12 protein-coding genes are annotated in these 18,559 nt (G+C 61.8%); 4 read left to right on the top strand and 8 right to left on the bottom strand.

What is annotated here, in order from left to right; all coding sequences use genetic code 11:
- Nucleotide 1 precedes the first annotated feature (1 nt).
- The gene (locus ACIOU9_RS10480; RefSeq protein ID WP_133834110.1) at nucleotides 2-2,137 is read left to right on the top strand and encodes a molybdopterin oxidoreductase family protein; all 2,136 of its coding nucleotides are present in this window, start codon (nucleotides 2-4) and stop codon (nucleotides 2,135-2,137) included.
- On the top strand, nucleotides 2,134-3,624 hold the full coding sequence (locus tag ACIOU9_RS10475; protein ID WP_105656193.1) for an FAD-dependent oxidoreductase: 1,491 nt from the start codon (nucleotides 2,134-2,136) through the stop codon (nucleotides 3,622-3,624). Before ACIOU9_RS10480 ends, ACIOU9_RS10475 begins: the two co-directional genes overlap by 4 nt.
- A 263-nt stretch (nucleotides 3,625-3,887) precedes the next feature.
- On the opposite strand, the gene nirD is transcribed toward ACIOU9_RS10475, so the two are convergent.
- Nucleotides 3,888-4,265: a nitrite reductase small subunit NirD gene (nirD, locus tag ACIOU9_RS10470; protein ID WP_105662151.1), complete on the bottom strand. Its 378-nt coding sequence runs from the start codon at nucleotides 4,263-4,265 to the stop codon at nucleotides 3,888-3,890.
- Nucleotides 4,266-4,623: 358 nt separating this feature from the next.
- Between nirD and nirB the strand changes: the two genes are divergently transcribed.
- Complete coding sequence (gene nirB, locus ACIOU9_RS10465) at nucleotides 4,624-7,239, top strand: nitrite reductase large subunit NirB (RefSeq protein WP_105656192.1); 2,616 nt, start codon at nucleotides 4,624-4,626, stop codon at nucleotides 7,237-7,239.
- A 23-nt stretch (nucleotides 7,240-7,262) separates the two neighbouring features.
- Here the strand turns inward: nirB and ACIOU9_RS10460 are convergent, their stop codons facing one another.
- Complete coding sequence (locus ACIOU9_RS10460) at nucleotides 7,263-8,252, bottom strand: aldo/keto reductase (RefSeq protein ID WP_105656191.1); 990 nt, start codon at nucleotides 8,250-8,252, stop codon at nucleotides 7,263-7,265.
- Nucleotides 8,253-8,385: 133 nt separating this feature from the next.
- Between ACIOU9_RS10460 and ACIOU9_RS10455 the strand changes: the two genes are divergently transcribed.
- Nucleotides 8,386-9,267 carry an SPFH domain-containing protein gene (locus ACIOU9_RS10455; protein WP_133834112.1) on the top strand — a complete coding sequence of 294 codons (882 nt, stop codon included), beginning with the start codon at nucleotides 8,386-8,388 and terminating at the stop codon, nucleotides 9,265-9,267.
- A gap of 726 nt (nucleotides 9,268-9,993) precedes the next feature.
- Here ACIOU9_RS10455 and ACIOU9_RS10450 read toward each other — a convergent pair.
- From ACIOU9_RS10450 to ACIOU9_RS10425, 6 genes are all read right to left on the bottom strand, one after another.
- A complete protein-coding gene (locus ACIOU9_RS10450) occupies nucleotides 9,994-10,620 on the bottom strand; it encodes a hypothetical protein (RefSeq protein WP_402696859.1) in 627 nt (208 codons plus the stop codon).
- A 195-nt stretch (nucleotides 10,621-10,815) separates the two neighbouring features.
- A complete protein-coding gene (locus ACIOU9_RS10445; RefSeq protein ID WP_105656189.1) occupies nucleotides 10,816-12,297 on the bottom strand; it encodes a nucleobase:cation symporter-2 family protein in 1,482 nt (493 codons plus the stop codon).
- Nucleotides 12,298-12,455: 158 nt separating this feature from the next.
- Complete coding sequence (locus ACIOU9_RS10440) at nucleotides 12,456-14,777, bottom strand: FdhF/YdeP family oxidoreductase (protein WP_133834114.1); 2,322 nt, start codon at nucleotides 14,775-14,777, stop codon at nucleotides 12,456-12,458.
- Nucleotides 14,778-14,834: 57 nt separating this feature from the next.
- Complete coding sequence (fdhD, locus tag ACIOU9_RS10435; RefSeq protein WP_105656187.1) at nucleotides 14,835-15,662, bottom strand: formate dehydrogenase accessory sulfurtransferase FdhD; 828 nt, start codon at nucleotides 15,660-15,662, stop codon at nucleotides 14,835-14,837.
- Between the two features lie 169 nt (nucleotides 15,663-15,831).
- Nucleotides 15,832-17,490 (bottom strand): BCCT family transporter, encoded by a 1,659-nt coding sequence (locus ACIOU9_RS10430; RefSeq protein WP_402696858.1) that lies wholly within the window; start codon nucleotides 17,488-17,490, stop codon nucleotides 15,832-15,834.
- Nucleotides 17,491-17,534: 44 nt separating this feature from the next.
- Nucleotides 17,535-18,509 carry a flavin reductase gene (locus ACIOU9_RS10425; RefSeq protein WP_359185271.1) on the bottom strand — a complete coding sequence of 325 codons (975 nt, stop codon included), beginning with the start codon at nucleotides 18,507-18,509 and terminating at the stop codon, nucleotides 17,535-17,537.
- Between the last annotated feature and the right edge of the window lie 50 nt (nucleotides 18,510-18,559).

Genomic DNA, 18,559 nt, shown 5'->3' with positions numbered 1-18,559 from the left:
GATGACCGACACTCATTGCCCCTATTGCGCCCTGCAGTGCGGCATCATCTTGGAACCCAACCAGCAGGATCACGGCACCGAACCGGTGAGCCTGAAGGGACGGGACTTCGAGACCAATGGCGGGGCGCTGTGCCGCAAAGGCTATAGCGCCGCCACGCTGCTCGATCACCCAGAACGCCTGCAATCACCCCTGCTCCGTCAGCCCGATGGAAGCTTTGCCCCGGTTAGCTGGGAGCATGCGCTGGATCTGGTTGCCGAAAAGGCGCTGGGCATCCGGGCCGAATCCGGAGCCAACGCACTCGCGGTCTTCGGTTCCGGGTCGCTGACCAATGAAAAGGCCTACCAGCTGGGCAAGTTCGCGCGGCTTGCCCTGGGTACCTCGCGCATCGACTACAACGGACGGTTCTGCATGTCCTCGGCAGCCGCCGGCACCAACCGCGCCTTCGGCTTGGACCGGGGATTGCCTTTCCCGCTGGCTGATCTGGATTCGGCCGGGATGATCCTGATGCTCGGTTCCAACGTGGCCGATACGATGCCGCCCTTTGTCCGGCATCTGGCCGGAGCCCGTGAGAACGGCGGGCTGATCGTGGTTGATCCTCGCCGTTCAGCTACAGCCAAGCTCTGCGCCGATAATGCTGGCTGGCACCTGCAGCCGACCCCGGCCACCGACCTACCGCTGCTGCTGGGCTTGGCCCACGTGCTGGTGGCCGAGTCCCTGGCCGACACCAGCTACTTGGCCGCCCGCACTAACGGTTTCGATGCAGTGAAAGCCTCCTTGGCCAGCTGGTGGCCAGAACGCACCGCCCAGGTCACCGGTGTTCCTGCCGAGCAGATCCGGCACACCGCCCGGGCCTTGGCGCAGGCAGCCAGCGAAGCGAAGGCCGGCGGCAAGCCGGTCTACATCCTCACCGGCCGCGGCATCGAGCAGCATTCCAACGGCACCGATACGGTCACCGCCGCGATCAACCTCGCGCTGCTGCTCGGCTTGCCCGGAACCCTGGCCGGCGGCTACGGCACCATCACCGGCCAGGGCAACGGGCAGGGCGGTCGGGAACACGGGCAAAAGTGCGACCAGCTTCCCGGCTACCGCAAGATCACCGACCCGGAACACCGTGCGCATGTAGCCCGCGTCTGGGGTGTTGACCCCGAAACCATTCCCGGTCCCGGGCTTCCCGCCGTTGAACTCCTCGACGCGCTAGGTACCCCCACCGGTCCGCGCATGCTGATGGTCCACGGGGCCAACCCGGTGATCTCCGCACCCGATGCGTCGCGCGTGATCCACGCACTGTCCAGGCTGGATTTCCTGGTGGTCTGCGACTTTTTCCTCTCGGAGACCGCAGCCCAAGCGGACCTGGTCTTGCCGGTGCTGCAATGGGCTGAAGAAGAAGGCAGCATGACCAACTTGGAGGGGCGGATCCTGCGCCGCCGCGCTGCCTTGGCGGCACCGGAACATGCGCGCGGCGAACTGTGGATCCTCGCCCAGCTCGCCCAACGCCTGGATGCTCCCGGCCACTTCTCCCCCGATGCCCGAGAAGTCTTCGAAGAACTCAAATTGGCTTCAGCCGGTGGACTAGCGGACTACTCGGGAGTGCGTTGGGATGACCTCGATGCCGGGGCGGCCATCTACTGGCCGTGCCCTGCAGGCACCGAGGTGAAGGCCGAGCGCGGCATCCGCAATGGAACCCCTCGGCTATTCCTTAACGGTTTTGCCCATGCGGATCGGCGTGCAGTGCTGGTGCCAGTTGCTTTCCAACCGGAGCCCCGGATGAGTAAGTCGGCCGTGTCCCTGGTGACCGGCCGGCTGCTGGAGCACTACCAGTCTGGCGCCCAGACGCGCCGGGTCCCCGAGCTGGTCCAGGCCGCACCGGAACCGCTGCTGGAAATCCATCCAGCAACCGCGCTGGCCCACCGGATTGTCCAAGGACAAAAGGTCGTGATCAGCAATGAACGCGGTGAAGTCACCGCCCGCGCACGGCTGACCGTTGATGCCCGGCTGGACACGGTCTTCTTGCCCTTCCACTACCCGGATTCCGGTACCGCAAACCTGCTGACCGAGGCGAAGGTCGACCCGCGCAGCAAGATGCCGGAATTCAAGCACGCCCATGTTTCGCTGAGCGCTGTGAAAGAGGAACAATGAACGAGCAACGCCCGCAACGCATTATCATCATTGGCTTCGGCCCCGTCGCCGCGTCCCTTGTCGAAGGGCTGCTCCCGGCAGCGGCGGCCGGCCACTGCGCCATCACCATCATCAGCGCCGAAGACCACCTGGCCTACAACCGTGTGCTGCTCGCTGAACTGGCAGTGGGAGCCGCCGAGTTCGGGCATTTGGGCATGGTGGATCCGCAGCGCTTGGCCGATGCCGGAGTCGACGTGCGCTTGGGCGTGCAGGCTACCGGCATCGATCGCTCACGGCGCCGGATCCATCTGGGCGGCAACGACTATGTGTCCTACGACCGGCTTGTTTTCGCCACCGGCGCCCGAGCGGTAATCCCCACGCTCAACGGCCTGAATTTCGATCCGCACGCTGATGCTTCACTGCCAGCCGGAGTTTTCGCGCTGCGCACGGTGGATGACGCCCACCAGCTGCGGGAATCGATCGGTCTGGGCCAACGCATTTTAATTCTCGGCGGCGGAGTTCTGGGTATCGAGGCGGCCTTGGCCATTGCGCGCACCGGCGCCCAACCGGTGCTGGTGCATCATGGTCCGGCTCCCTTGGGACGCGTCGTGGATGCAGATGGAGGGGCGCTGCTGACGCGTAATCTGCGTGAAGCAGGTGTCGAGGTGATCCCTGGTGCGAAGGCCAGTGGCATTCAGAAGGATGCACAGGGTTTCACCGGCCTGATGACTTCCACCCACGGACTGATCCAGGCTGATGCCCTGCTCATTTCCACGGGTGTGAGAGCCAGAACAGAGCTGGCCTCGGGCTGCGGATTACCGGTGGGCCGCGGTATTAAGACTGATGAATTCCTTTGCGCCGATACCGAGCAGCGAATTTTCGCCCTCGGCGACTGTGCCGAAGTTGCCGGACAGCCACCGGTCGGACTGCTGGCCCCGGGCTGGGCACAAGCCGCATGGTTGTCCCAGCAGTTGTTGCGGCTGGCTGGTTCCTCTGGCTCCGAGCCGCTTGCTGCCCCGGACTTCTCTGCTTCTGATGTATTGATGCTCAAGGGACAAGGCATCGAGCTGACTGCAGCCGGCGATATCAGCGCCGGTTATTGGGACGATACCGATCTGCAGGCAACCGTCTATGCAGATCCTGCGCGCGGACGGTACCTGAAGATCGTCACCCGGCAGGATACGGTCACCGGATTCCTGGCCATGGGATTGCCGCAAACCAGTGCCGAACTCGTGCTGGCCTATGAACGGGCCACCGCGTTGCCTGAAGACCGTTCGGCCCTCTTGCGGCTGGATGATCCGGCAACGGATCAAATCGCTGCTATCCCCAGCGATGATGATCAGCTGTGCCGCTGTTCGGGCGCTACCTACGGCCAGGTAACCCATGCTGTAGGCGCTGGTTGCACCACCGTCGCCGAGGTCGGCGAGAACTGCCGTGCGGGCACCGGATGCGGCGGGTGCAAAGCGAAGATCGAAGAGTTGCTGGCCAAGGCGCCTGCCCTGGCGTAATGGCTCCAATGGGCGGTCGGCTCCCAGCGAGCTGGCCGCCCTTGCCTATGCCCGGCCGGAACGCAAAATCGCAGGGACGAAAGCCGTGAGCTTTCGTCCCTGCGTTTGGATGATGATGCGAGTTGCCTTATTCTTGCACGCCACCGCTGGAAAATGCGATAGCCGGAGCTAGTTGGTTGCAAGCGAATCCGTCTCGTCGTTCAGTTCGTACCAGCCTTGCCAGGCCGAATGCTCGACGTTCAGGCTGCGATCTGATTTGATACTCATTTGCTCTGCTCCATCCATAGCTGTCCCTCGATTTCCATGAGCCGCTGCACTGGCAGCGGCAGCGAATCGGCGTTCAGGCATTCGCCGGTATCCAGTCGGTACACTTCCTTGTGCAGCGGGCAGGCAACGGTGGCCACGCTGGTTCCTTCGACCATGGTGTCGCCCAGAATGCCGCGGGCCATGACCTTCGCGCCGCTGTTCGGGCAGTGATGCGAGGTTGCGTAGAAGGCATCTTCTTCGGTACGGAACAGGGCTAGCTGTGTGGCCTCAAGCCACAGCGCTTCTCCCCATCCACGCTCCAGCTCTGCACTGCGGCAAAGCGGAGCCAAGCTCAAAGTAGCTTCACGGGTGTCTTCTGCAATTTGCGTGCTCATGAACGTAAGCCCTTCGTGGTTGGCATCTGCTGACATACCGAGCTTAGAAGCCGCATGTTTCGCCCGATGCTTCCAGCCGTTGCCAGTCCGTAAAGCATGCCTAACAGCAAAAATGGGCACCGTGAATCCTGGATTCTCCCGGAAATCCGCTGGTTTATCCTGTCCAATTGCCTTTGCGCAACGATTGCCCATTGCGAATGATTCGAATATGTTTCAGCCGCTTCACCTGGCTTTCGTCTGATGGTGGAGAGAATTGCTCCGGCCGAAACACAAGGGTAATTGCGGCGCAAAGCATGCTTTCTACAGTGGACTCATCAGCCTGAAACTCACCGTTTCCCAGCGAAAGTCGAAATTGATCATGGGTACTCCACACAATGCACGCAACATCCTGGTTATCGGCGGCGGTCCCGCAGCCCACCGCTTCACCGAAGCCCTGGCCAGCCGCGCACCGCAGGATCTGAGCATCACGGTATTGACCGAAGAAACCCACCTTCCCTATGATCGCGTGGCGCTCTCCCAGGCGTTAACCAACCCCGGAGTCGATCTCACCCTCGGCGATCCGAAGCTCTGGGAAGCCGAGCATGTCGCCTTGGAAACCAACGCCAAGGCCATCGCTATCGACAGCACCAAGCGGACGGTCACCACGGAAGACGGACGCATCTTCAGCTACGACGAATTGGTGCTGGCCACCGGTTCCAACGCGGCCACGTTGCCAATCGCCGGCAACGAGCACACCTTTGTGTACCGCACGCTGGAAGATGTCTGGTCCATCGCGCAGAAGGTCAAGGAACTTTCAGCTTCCCTGGGCCGCACCCCGGTGGTAGCTACCATCGGTGGCGGGCTGCTCGGTTTGGAAGCTGCCGCGGGTGCCCAAGCACTGGGTGCGGAGGCAGTAGTCATTGATGGCGGCAAATGGCTGATGGGCACCCAGCTGGATGAAGGCGCTGGCCAGGCCATGGGCCGGCTCATCGAGCAAACCGGATTCACCGTCCACAACGGCGTTTTCCCGCAAGAAATCCTGACCAGCCAGGAGTCTGGCAGCACGGCTGTCACCGGCGTGCTGATGGCTGATGAACGCACCATCGATGCGGATATAGTGGTCGTTTCGATCGGTGTTCGTCCCCGCGATGAGCTGATCCGCAATTACAACGCGGCCCTTGACGAAGCAGGCAGCCCGGCACCCCGTTTCGGCATGGGCCCCCGCGGCGGCGTGGTCATCGACGCGCATTGCGCCACCGATATCGAGCACATCTGGGCTATCGGCGAGGTCGCGAACTACGAGGGTTTCTGCATCGGCCTGGTCGCTCCGGCCAACGCCATGGCGGAAATAGTGGCCGAACAGCTGGCCGGGGGCGAAGCCGAATTCGCTGGCTTCGACACCGCCACCAAGCTCAAGCTCTCCGGTGTGGACGTGGCCAGCTTCGGCGATGGCTTCGCCCGCGCCGAGGGGGCGCTGGAAGTGGTCTATGCCGATGCCCCGCGTGGCCTGTACCAGAAGCTCGTGGTTTCCTCCGATGCCAAGACACTGCTCGGCGGCATTTTCGTTGGCGATGCCACCCCGTACCAGTCGCTGCGTCCTTTACTCGGACGGGAGCTGCCCGGCGAACCAGGCGCGTACCTCAGCGCCTTGGGCGGCGAAGCGCCGGAGGGCGAACTGCCCGATGATGCGGTGCTGTGCTCCTGCAATTCGGTCACCGCCGGCACCATCCGCGATGCCGTTTCCGGTTGTGGTTGTTTCGAGGGCGAAGCTCCGGTGACCACCGTTTCCGGGTTGAAGGGGTGCACCCGTGCCGGCACCCAGTGCGGGTCCTGCGTGCCGATGCTCAAGAAGCTCATGGAAGCGCAGATGCTCAAGGACGGCGCGGAAGTTTCCACCGCCCTGTGCGAGCATATTTCCTTCTCCCGTCCGGAGCTCTACGAAGCCATCCGCGTGGCCGGGTTGCAGGCCTTCGGCGAGGTGATGGAACGCTTCGGCACCGGCCAGGGCTGCGATATCTGCAAGCCGGTGATCGCCAATATCCTCTCCTCGCAGACCAGCGCCCACCCGATGGATGCAGGTCTTGCCGGCGCCCAGGACACCAACGACCGCGTGCTGGCCAATATGCAGAAGGACGGCACCTACTCGGTGGTGCCGCGCATCCCGGGCGGGGAGATCACCCCCGAGAAGCTCGGCGTGATTGCAGCGGTGGCGCAGAAATACGGCCTGTACACCAAGCTCACCGGCGGCCTGCGCATCGACATGTTCGGCGCCCGCTTGGAGCAGCTGCCCGAGATCTGGCGCGAGCTGGTGGACGCCGGCTTCGAATCGGGCCAGGCCTACGGCAAGTCGCTGCGCAATGTGAAGACCTGCGTCGGTTCATCCTGGTGCCGATACGGCATGCTCGATTCCACCGCGCTGGGCATCGAAATGGAGCTGCGCTACCGGGGCCTGCGGGCACCGCACAAGCTGAAGATGGGCGTTTCGGGCTGTGCCCGCGAGTGCGCCGAGGCCCGCGCCAAGGACATCGGCGTGATCGCCACCACCGATGGCTGGAACCTGTATGTGGGCGGCAACGGCGGCGCCAACCCGGCCCATGCCCAACTGCTGGCCGGCGGGCTGGATGATCAAACGCTGTTCAAGTACATCGACCGCTACCTGATGTACTACATCCGCACCGCGGACAAGCTGCAGCGCACCGCGCATTGGCTGCAGGACCTGGATGGCGGATTGGAACGGGCCAAGCAGGTGGTGATCGAGGATTCGCTGGGCCTGGCCGACGAGTTGGAAGCGGCCATGGAAACCCACGTGGCCAACTACGAGGACGAGTGGGCCGCCACCTTGGCCGACCCGGTGAAGCTCAAGCGCTTCCGTTCCTTCGTGAACACCGCCGCACCGGATACCGAGCTGGAATATGTTTCCGAGCGCGGACAGCAGCGCCCCGCCGAGCCGGTGGCACTAGGTGCCAGCATCCCGGTCGGGGCGCCGCAAGGCTAGGAACGGCATCCCACCCGTGCTGCCTACCAGCGCGGGTGGATCTGTTCGCGCAGCTTGGCGTCGTAGAGGTCGCGGACCGAGGCGTTGAATCCCTCGGAGATCCGCAGCGAGCCGGCAGCCGCGTTCGCGCGGGCCTGCTGTGCGTTGCGGGCTCCGGGGATGATGGTGCTCACCCCGTCCTGGGCGGCCAGCCAAGCCAAAGCCACCTGGGCACTGGTGGCTTCGGGCGCCTCGGCGGCAGCCAGCTTGGCGAACTCGCCAGCGGCTTGAAGACCGGTGGCGTAGTCCACGCCGGAGAAGGTCTCCCCGACGTCGAAGGAGGAGCCGTCGCGGTTGAAGTTGCGGTGGTCGTCCTTGGCGAACTCGGTCTGCAGGGTGTAGCGGTTAGTCAGCAATCCGCTGGCCAGCGGCACCCGGGCGATGATCCCCACCCCTGCCTCGCGGGCTGCTGGAAGCACGGTTTCCAGCGGCTTGTGGCGGAAGGCGTTGATGATGATCTGCACGGTGGCAATGTTCGGGCGGGCAATTGCCGCCAGCGCCTCATCCACGGTTTCCACCGAAACGCCGTAGTTGGCCATCCGGCCTTCATCCACCATGGTGTCCAGCGCATCGTAGATCGCATCGGTGGAGTACACCGGGGTTGGCGGGCAGTGCAGCTGGACCAGGTCCAGGGTGTCCACGCCCAGGTTCTTGCGGGAGCGGTCATTCCACGCGCGGAAGGCATCCAGGTTGTAGTTCTCCGGCAGCTGCTCGACACGGCGGCCCATTTTGGTGGCCACGGTGACCCCGGCATCCGGGTTGGCCTTCAGCCAAGTGCCGATCAGCTGCTCGCTGCGGCCATCGCCGTAGACATCGGCGGTGTCGAAGAAGTTCACCCCGGCTTCGTAGGCGGCATCGAGTACGGCTAGCGCGTCGGTCTCGTCTACCGAGCCCCAGTCAGCGCCTAGTTGCCAGGTGCCCAGGCCAATGGCCGACACGTTGCGGTGGGTACGTCCAAGTTCTCGTTTTTGCATGCCTCCGAGTCTAGTGCCCGCAGTGCATATTTCCGGTCGATGGCAGATCATTCTGCTGTGTTGCGGTGTCTGAATTTGTTCTCAATTATCTAAACGATAGAATATAAATTACCGTCACACCATCGAGGAGATCATGTTCCCCACTATTCTTGCGGTCATTTGCGCCGTCGTAGGATTGCTCGTCATGCTTGCCAGCAAATCCATGAAGCCAGAAAACAAGAACCGCTCTTCCACGCGCTTCACCGGAATCAGCATCTTCATCGTCTCGCTGATCGTGCTGGCCATCATGTCAACCACCATCGTGCAGCCACGCACTGTAGGCGTGAAGGTCGCGCTGGGCAAGCCGACCTCCGTGGTGAGCAACGGCTTCCACCTGAAGTGGCCATGGGAAAAGGTCGAGAAGCTGGATGGCTCGGTGCAGAACGACGTCTACTCCGCCAGCAGCGCCATCCCGGTTCGCCTGGGCAACAACGGCCGAGCCGACGTTGACGCCTCGATCCAGTGGCAGCTGAAGACCGACGATGCGATGGACGTGTTCCTGGATTACCGCACCTTCGAGGGCATCCAGTCCAACCTCGTCGACCGCAACTTCCGCGCCGCATTGAACGAGGTCATGGCCACCTATGATCCGCTGGAATACGGCGAACCGGCCAGCGGCGGCCAGGACTTGGAGGGCCTGGCGAAGTCCGTCCAGGAAAAGATGCAGGCCAAGGTCAAGACCCAGATCGAGATCCGCTCGGTTACCTTGCCGATCATCAATTTCGACGAGCCGACGCAGAACCGCATCAATGAACTGCAGGCGGAAACCGCCAAGACCCGCGTGGCCCAGCAGCGCAAGCAGACCAGCACCGCTGAAGCCGAAGCCAACAAGATCCTGGAACGCTCGCTGACTCCGGAAACCCTGACGTCCAAGTGCCTGGATATCGTCGCCGAATCCGGCCAGAGCCCTATCGGCTGCTTCCCGAATTCAGGGGTCCAGCCCATTACGATGACTGGCGAAAAAGACAGCAAATAGTCCCCCTTTGGTCATCGCCCCCGTCCACAGGACAGGGGCGATGACTAGCTTAATTTTGGACCTGCACTAATGAACTTCGTTGCGCTGGTGTTTACGGGGTGACTCGTGGGGAAAAGTTTTATGAATCGCTACTTGCTAATGAGATGAGCGGGTCAATTTTCTGAAACAGAGTCGTTGATGATCCCTAAATACTCTCAAGCCGCGAACCTGTCGGCGATGTCTGAGGCGTTTTCCACTGGCTGTTCAGCCGGGTCGTCTTAGAAGGTCATGTCGTGTTTTTCCGAGTCTCTTTCTATCAATTGGTTGGAAATCCTACACAGTTCATCTGACTGGCTTCGCGCGAGTGCAGGCATGGTTCAGATCCATCTCGTGTGAAAGCGCTGAAAGGGATCATCAAGACTGCACCATAGGAGAACACAGTATTTGATCTGGAGGAAGACCTGCTCTCCGCACGCCGGAGCAGGTGGCAGCCGATGAGGTCAATGAATTTGAGCACGCCCCAGCGCCAAGTTTCTACGACGCCGAAAATCGGCGTGACTCCTATGTGTTCGCATCTGAAACTGAAAGGTCAATAAGCGTGCGGGCGCGCTTCGAATTTGACTACACAAATGCTGCACTGATCTAGTCAGCTTCCAATAGGAGCAACAGAACCCCTAACCGTATTGGCTGGGGGATTCTGTTGTTCTCAACCACGTGATAGCCCAAGAAACCTTGGTCACACAACGGTCACTCGCAGCTTTGAGCTCGCCATTCGTAGCGGATATTTCCGACAGCAGAAGAGCTTTTCGACGATTTCAAATCTGTCTTATAAATGACCCGAAGCTGTGAAACTTCAGCGTTTTCCACACCATTCTTCACGGCACCCTCGAGACCTACCTGCACATTTTCCCCGGCAGGGACTTCGATGGGACTTTCTAAAGGTACTAATCTCTCAGCGATTTCTTTGAATTCTGCCTCTTTGAGGCTCTCATTAGTCCACGCCAACAAGCTAGTCTCACCTTCGGGTAGCAGTGCTGCCACGGATCGCTTTGATTCCCAGCCCGTGGCCTCTACAGCTTGCACGTCGGTGATCCATAGCGGATCCCCTGAGGTGCTGGATGCTACATCCCCGACGAAGTTCTGCTCGTGAAATATTCCGCACAAAGTGTTTTCGACGTCGCCTTCAGGAGCGCCTAGGGCCAATGCCCCAGTCTGCGTGGCTTGAACCCCGCCGCAAGCGGAAAGGGCACAAATAGTTGCTAAAGCAAGACAACCTGAATAGATCTTACGTATCATCATTTGAGCTAATGCTACCGGGATTCTGCGCCGGCCAATCGCGATGACCGCACGCGATTTATCTTTGATTAAAGTCATGTTCTTGTCGAATTTTAAACGTGGCTGAAATGTCCCACATTCTAGGCGAGCGCCAACGCGTCTGAAACCCTCAGAATCTACCAGAATCCGACCGATGAACGGCTTGAAAACTGTTCATACTCAAGGTCAGGATGAACGGCCATGCGCTCAATCCTCGATTCAGATTGGGCTCGGTAGACGAATACTTCCGCGGAGCTAGCCCTGCGGCATCGGACGATCACCGGCGTGGCCTGGCTGCTCCGAGATGACCTGGATTTCCAAGCCCTTGGAGTCGTACAGCTTGCCATCGATCAGGCGGTCGCCGTCTTCAAGGCCGGCCAGCTGGTACTTGTAGACGGTGCGCAGCGACGTTTCCTTCTTGCCCCAGTTCAGCTCGTTGAAGATGATGTTCAGCAGCACCGCCATGATGGTGGCCGAGGAGATGCTGGACTGGAAAATGGTGCCAACCCAGGCAGGGAATTCGGCGTAGAAGTCGGGCTTGACCATGGGAATGCAGCCGAAGGCCAGCGAGGTCGCGATGATCAGCATGTTCATGTTGTCATCCTTGGCCTTGGCCAAGGTGCGGATGCCTGCGGCCGCTACCGAGCCGAACAGCACCACGCCGGCGCCTCCCAGCACCGGGGAGGGGATGGAGGCGACCACGCGGCCAAGCACTGGCAGCAGGCCGAGGACCACCAGGATGCCGCCACCGGCGGCCACCACGAAGCGGCTCTTCACACCGGTAATGGCCACCAGCCCGACGTTCTGCGCGAAGGCCGACTGGGTGAAGGTGTTGAAGATCGGGGCGACGGTGGAGGAGAGCATGTCGGCGCGCAGGCCGTTGGCGATGCGCCGCGAATCCACCTTGGATCCGGTCACCTCGGCCACGGCGAGCATGTCTGCGGTGGTTTCGGTATAGGTCACCAGGATGACGATCATCATCGAGATGATGGCGCCGATCTCGAAGACCGGGGCGCCGAAGGCGAACGGAGTGGGAACCGCGAAAATGTCGCCGGTGAGCACCTGCGAGAAATCGGCCATGCCCATGAACACTGCCACCAGGGTGCCCAGCGCAATGGACAGCAGGATGGACAGCCGCGAGAGCGCAGGGATGCCGGACTTGGACAGCGCCAGCAGGATCAGCAGGGTAATGGCGGCCAGGGCGATGTTCTTGATCGAGCCATAGGAATCCCCTGCGCCCGCCCCGCCCATGGCCCAGTCGGCGGTGACCGGGAAGAGCGAGACGCCGATAATCGTGATCACCACGCCGGTGACCACCGGCGGGAAGAAGCGCAGCAGCTTGGCGAAGAACGGGGCAATGACGATGCCTATGGCGCCCGAGGCGAGCACCGCGCCGAAGACTGCCGGCATGCCTCCCCCGCCGTTGAGGATGGCGATCATGGTGGCCACCCCGGAGAAGGACGTGCCCTGGACCAGCGGCAGCTGGGCGCCGAAGAATGGCACGCCCAGGGTTTGCAGGATGGTGGCCAGGCCGCCGATGAACAGGCAGCTGGCGACGAGCACGCCCATTTCGGCCGTGTCCATTCCCGCAGCCCCGCCCATCACCAGCGGCGGAGCGATGATGCCGCCGTACATGGTCAGCACATGCTGGAAACCGTAGGCCACGGTTTTCGGCGCAGGCAGGCGTTCGTCTTCGGGTCTGATGCTCTCAGCGGATTGGCTGCGGGCAGCACTCATGGGGAATTTCCTCTTCGGTGGACTGCGGATTGGCGCACCCCATGCGTTCGGGATGCGCCCCGCCGTCAATTCTCCCGCAGAAGCCCGCCAGGTTGACAGCTGGTGAAGCGCAAATGGCTGCGAGGTGCATTACGTCAAGCGCTTAGCACTGCTCCAGGTCAGCTATCCAGCGTGCGTCCAGGCTGCTGGGTGTGCTCGACGAAACGCACCATCATCGCCTTGAAACCCGGGGTGTTGGACTCGCGGGCCACCAGATCGCGGTGCACCAGCGCGTTGGCCTCCGGGTAGTAGGCCGCCACGCAGCCCTTGGCCGTCGGATAGGACACCAGGCGGAAGCGGTTCGCGCGGCGCTCGGAGCCGGCGAAAGTGGAAATCACGTCCACCAGATCCCGGTCGCTGTACCCGGTCTCGGCCAGGTCCTCCGGGTTGATCAGGATGACGCGGCGGCCATCCTTGATCCCGCGGTAGCGGTCATCCAGCCCGTAGAAGGTGGTGTTGTACTGGTCGTGGCTGCGCATGGTCTGCAGGATCAGGTGGCCTTCGGGGGCTTCCAAGGCCTCGAACTCGGAGACGGTGAAGCGGCCCTTGCCGATGTCCGTGGCGAAGGAGCGGGTATCGCGCGGCGGATTGGGCAGCACGAAGCCGTTCTTCTCCCGCACCCGGGTGTTGAAGTCCTCGAAGCCGGGCAGCACCTTCTCGATGTGGTCGCGGATCACGTCGTAGTCCTCGGCCATGGCACGCCAGTTGACCGGGTGCCCATCGCCCAGGATGGCCTGGGCCATGCGGGCAACGATGACCGGCTCGGCCAGCAGGTGCTCGGAGACCGGGGTGAGCCGGCCGCGGGTGGACTTGATCACCGACATGGAGTCCTCCACCGAAAGGAACTGCGCACCGGTGGGGTGCTTGTCGTCCTTGTCGGTGCGGCCCAGGGTCGGCAGGATCAGCGAAGTCTTGCCGTGCACCACATGCGAGCGGTTGGGCTTGGTGGAGATGTGCACGGTCAGCTTGGCACGCTGCATGCCCGCCTCCAGCGCTTCGGTGTCCGAGTTGGCCAGGGCGAAGTTGCCGCCCATGGAGACGAATACGTCCACTTCGTCCTTCTCGAAGGCATGCAGGGCCTCGGTGGAATCGTAGCCGTGGGCGCGCGGGGATTCGATGCCGAATTCGGCGTCCAGCGCTTCGAGCAGTTGCTCGCCGGGCTTCTCCCAGATGCCCATGGTGCGATCGCCCTGCACATTGGAGTGCCCGCGCACCGGGCAGGCGCCAGCACCTGGCTTGCCGAAGTTGCCCTGCAAAAGCAGCAGGTTGATGATTTCCTTCAGAGTCGGCACCGAGTGCGGCTGCTGGGTCAGGCCCAGCGCCCAGCAGATGATGGTGGCCTTGGACTTGGCCAGCAGCATCGCGATCTCGGTGATCTGGGTGCGGGTCAGTCCGGTGGCCTTCTCGGTAGCTTCCCAGTCCAAGGTGGCGCGCGCGGCTTGGTAGGCCTCGAACCCGTCGGTGACCGCGGCAATGAACTCGTGGTCCACCACGGTGCCCGGATGCTTCTTCTCTTCTTCGAGCAGCAGGTGGCCGAAGGCCTGGAACAGGGCCAGGTCGCCACCGACCTTGATCTGCAGGAAGTCGCTGGAAATCGGGTCGGCCTTGCCCAGCATGCCGCCCACGGTCTGCGGGTCCTTGAACCCGAAGAAGCCTGCCTCCGGCAGCGGGTTCACGGCAACGATGCGGGCGCCGCGCTTGCGCGCATCGGCCAGCGCGGAGAGCATGCGCGGATGGTTGGTGCCGGGGTTCTGGCCCACCACGAAGATCAGGTCCGCATGATCGAAGTCTTCCAATGACACGGTGCCCTTGCCGATGCCGATGGTCGGGTTCAGCGCGCTGCCCGAGGATTCGTGGCACATGTTCGAGCAGTCGGGCAGGTTGTTGGTGCCCAGCGAGCGGGCGAGCAGCTGGTACATGAACGCGGTCTCGTTCGCGGTGCGCCCGGAGGTGTAGAACACGCACTTGTCCGGGGTGGTCGCGTTCACGTGCTCGGCGATGGTCGAGAAGGCCTGCGCCCAACTGATCGGGGAGTAGTGAGTCTCCCCCTCGCGAATGATCATCGGAGCGGTGATCCGGCCCTGCGAGCCCAGCCAGTATTCGGTCTTGTCGCGCAGGTCCTCGATGGAGTGCTGCGCAAACCACTCCGGGGTGACGGTGCGGGCGCTGGCTTCCTCGGCGATGGCCTTGGCGCCGTTCTCACAGAACTCGGCGGGCTTGCGCTTGCCGGTGATGGATTCAGGCCACGCGCAGCCCGGGCAGTCGAAGCCGTCGTGCTGGTTGACGCGCAGCATCGAACGCAGGGTACGCGACGGGCCGGCTTCGGCGAAGCCGCGCTCCATGGATACCATCACGGCCTTCAAGCCGGCGGCGGCGTGCTTGGGTTCGCTGACCTTCAGTTCATCTTCGTTGATGTCCTTTTTGGGTGCCGAACGATGCATGAGACCCTCCTATTGGTAGCGCGGCCGGTACTGATATCCAGCTCACATATTACAAGGCTACGCCCTGATCACCCGATCCGCATGTGTATAAATGTTCACGCTGTGCCTGCGGGAAAAAGCGGCCAGCGTCAGACCCGATTCCTCGGCCAGGTCAGCGGCCAGCGACGAGGGCGCACTGACCGCTGCGAGCACCGGAATTCCAGCCATCGCGGCCTTCTGCACCAGCTCGAAGGAGGCGCGTCCGGAGACCTGCAGGACGGTGTCGCCCAGCGGCAGCAACCCGTCGCGCAGGGCCGCTCCGATGACCTTGTCCACCGCATTATGACGCCCGACGTCTTCGCGCAGGATCAGCAATTCCCCGGCGGTGGAGAACAACCCGGCCGCGTGCACTCCCCCGGTAGCGGAGAACAGCTGCTGCGATTCGCGCAAGGTGTCAGGCAGGCCCAGCAGCGTTTCCAGCCCAACCCGCCCCGATTCCGGGGAGGGTGCGAAGGCGGCTTTCTTGCGCACTTCGTCAATGGAGTTGGTGCCGCAGATCCCGCAGGCTGAACTGGTGACCACATTGCGGGCAGCCAGGAGATCAGGATGCTTCGCCCCCGCGCCCAGCTGCACCTCGATGACGTTATAGGTCTGGTTGCCTGCTTCATCGGTGCCGGCGCAGTAGCGCAGGGAGGCCAGATGCTCGGGCGCGGAAATGATTCCCTCGCCCACCAGGAATCCGGTGACCATGTCGAAGTCGTCGCCCGGGGTGCGCATGGAGGTGGTGTAGGAGGTATGGCCGAAGCGGATCTCCAGCGGCTCCTCGCCAGCCAGCTTCTCCTCGCGGACGCGGGAGCCCTCCAGCGTTGCCCTGACCACGCGGCGGCGCACGATCTTGCGACCCATATAAACGCTCCTTGTGCTACATCTTGCGACTTCCGCCGCTTTCCGCATACTGCTAGAGGACACTCTACGTTTACAGACCCCGGCGCAGCCAACCCCCATGCCGGATTGCGACAAATCCAAGGTACCGCCGGGGCCGCAAATTCGCTGGCCGTCTCTTTCGCGATGCTGCCTAGACTGCTTTGTTGCCCCCTTGACTCGGGGCAGCGGCTTCCAGCGAAGGTGCCTGCAGGCGTGTGTCGCAGCGCAGCTCCCTCATCAGCGAAATCGCCAGCAGCGTGACAATCACCGTGAACGGCACCGCCGAGAGGATAGCGGCCTGTTGCAAGGCCTCGAGCCCGCCCACCAGAAGCAACACGATCGCGCAGACGCCGGTGAGAAGTCCCCAGACTACTAGGACCGGCCTCTTGGGGTACATATTTCCGCCTGAGGTCAGAGTGCCCAGAACATAGGTATTGGAATCCGCGCCGGTAATAAAGAACAGAACCACGAGGATTACTGTGAATGCCGAGGTCACTTCCGGTATCGGCAATTCGGCCAGCATAGCGAAGAAGGTGCTATTGGTGTCTTCCAACGTCGCCTGGCCGATCCCAGAGCTGCCGGTCATCTCCTGGTGGATCGAGGTACCGCCGAAAATGCTGAACCAGATACTGAAGACCAGAGACGGGACACCCATCACCGCAAGAACGAACTCGCGAATGGTCCGGCCCTTGGAAATCCGTGCGAGGAAGATGCCGACGAAGGCACCCCAACTTAACCACCAGGCCATCATGAAGTACGTCCACCATTGCATCCATTGCAAGTCCTCGGCTCCAGAAGGAGTCAGCAGCGCCACGGCCGGGAATTCACCCAGGAACTGCCCCATTGAACGGAAATAGATGTTGGAAATAAATCCGGTGGGACCGGAAACCAGAACGAATACCCCGATGGCAGCGGCACCGATCATAGTGCCCTGGCTGAGCCATTTGATTCCCTTGCCAACACCGGAAAGCGCCGAAAGAGTGAACACGATGGTAACGCCCGCAATAATTACGATCTTGACGAAAAGATCCGTGGGAATGCCAAACAGGCTGTTCAGCCCCTCGGCGATTTGCGAAGCGCCCAAGCCCAGAGAGGTCGTCGTGCCGAAGAGGGTAGCAAGCACGGTGAACACGTCAATGGTCTTCCCGAGCCATCCGTCCATGGACTTCCCAAGAACTGGCCTGAGCATCACCGAAACGAGTCCCGAGTTGCCCCGGCGGTGCGTCGAGTAGGCGATGGCTAGGCCGAACACGCCGAACAACGCCCAGGCGTTCGGACCCCAATCGAAATACGAGAATTGCAAGGCCAGCACTGCCGCATCCATGCTTTCCGGCTCGGCCCGTCCGTGCGGAGGAACCATGAAGTGGCTCATGGGTTCGGCTGCGCCATAGCTGATCAACCCGATACCCATCACTGCACCGAGAATCATCGCGATCCAGGCCCAAGTGGAGAATTCGGGTCGATCAGCGTCTTTGCCCAGCCGGATGCCTCCGTAGCGCGAAAAAGCCAGGAATAGCATCAGCACGATGCAGCCGAGAGTTACCAACAGATAGCTCCAGCCAATGTACTGCGCTGACCAGGTGGATGCCCCGGACATCAGTACATTGAGCCGGTCCGGTGCAGCAGCCGCCCAGAGCACGAACACCACGACCAGCGCCAGCGAAACGAAAAGGACACTGCCCGGACGTTGGAGTTGCTTGTAGACCTGTTTCGATTCGTTCTTATCTGCGGCCCGACGCAATTTGCCGCCGGTGAGCGTGGGCCCTCCGCGTGGCTCTTTGCCCTGCTTGTCGTTGGATTCGGTTTTCATGGCTCTCACACTTCGTTGTATTGGAGGAATCTGCCGGCGCTGGGCTATAGCGCGGTCAGTTCGGCGCCGTCGTAGAACCGGCCGGCCTTGTAGACCATCGGCTCAAGCTGGGCGACTTCGGAATGCTTTACCTTGGCGATGAACACGGTATGGGTCTTGGCTTGGAAGCGCTCCTTGATTTCTGCTTCGATGGAAGCGGCCGAGCCATCGATCAGCGGGCTGCCGTTCGGCCCCTGATGCCATTCGAGCTCGGCGAACTTGTCATCACCCTTGGAAGCGAAGGTGCCCACGGTGTCGCGCTGCCCGTTGCTCATGATGTTGATGCCCAGATGGGTGGACTTGAACAGCGATGCATAGGTGCTGGTGGTCTTCTGCACGCACACCAGCACCAGAGGCGGCTCGAGCGAAACTGACACGTATGAATTTGCGGCTAGCCCGCGAGGCTTGCCATGTTCATCCATGGTGGTCACGACAGTCACGCCGGTAATGAATTGGCGGTTGAACCCCTTGAGCGCATCGAGATTCGGCACGCCGCTCAAATCGTCCACTACCACGCCATCATCCGTGGACTCGAAGGCGGACTTGAGCGATGGGACCCCCACGTCTTCGAGCAGCTCGCTCTGGTCCCAAGTCACCTGCTCCGAGATGATTTTCCCGTCCTGGATTTCCATCAGGTTGGAACCGCGGGTTTCCACGGTGTTGCCCGTGGCCGGCACACCCTGCAAATCGTTGGTGAACGTTCCGGTGGTGTGCCAGAAAATCGCGATGGACTGCTCCTGCTCATCCACGAGCAGATGGTCGATTTTTGTCACCAGATCAGGGAAGGCCTCCCGCACGGACAAAATCTCTTGCTTCAGCTCTCGGATGGTGGTGACGTTTTTGGATTTCTTGCTGATTCGCCGGAAGTCCGCGTGGAAGATCTCGTCCAGTGCATCGACCTGCCCCCGATCCCATGCCGCTTCCCAGGCGTTGACGAGTGATTCTTTGACAGGCTGGAGTGAATTTACAATTTGTTGCATGCAAGAAATGCTAGCAAAGGTTGTGACGGAGTCAACATGTTTCAGGAAAT

The organism is Glutamicibacter sp. NPDC087583 (assembly GCF_044743685.1).
Taxonomy (GTDB): domain Bacteria; phylum Actinomycetota; class Actinomycetes; order Actinomycetales; family Micrococcaceae; genus Glutamicibacter.
This window is presented reverse-complemented; position numbering and strand designations above follow the sequence as displayed.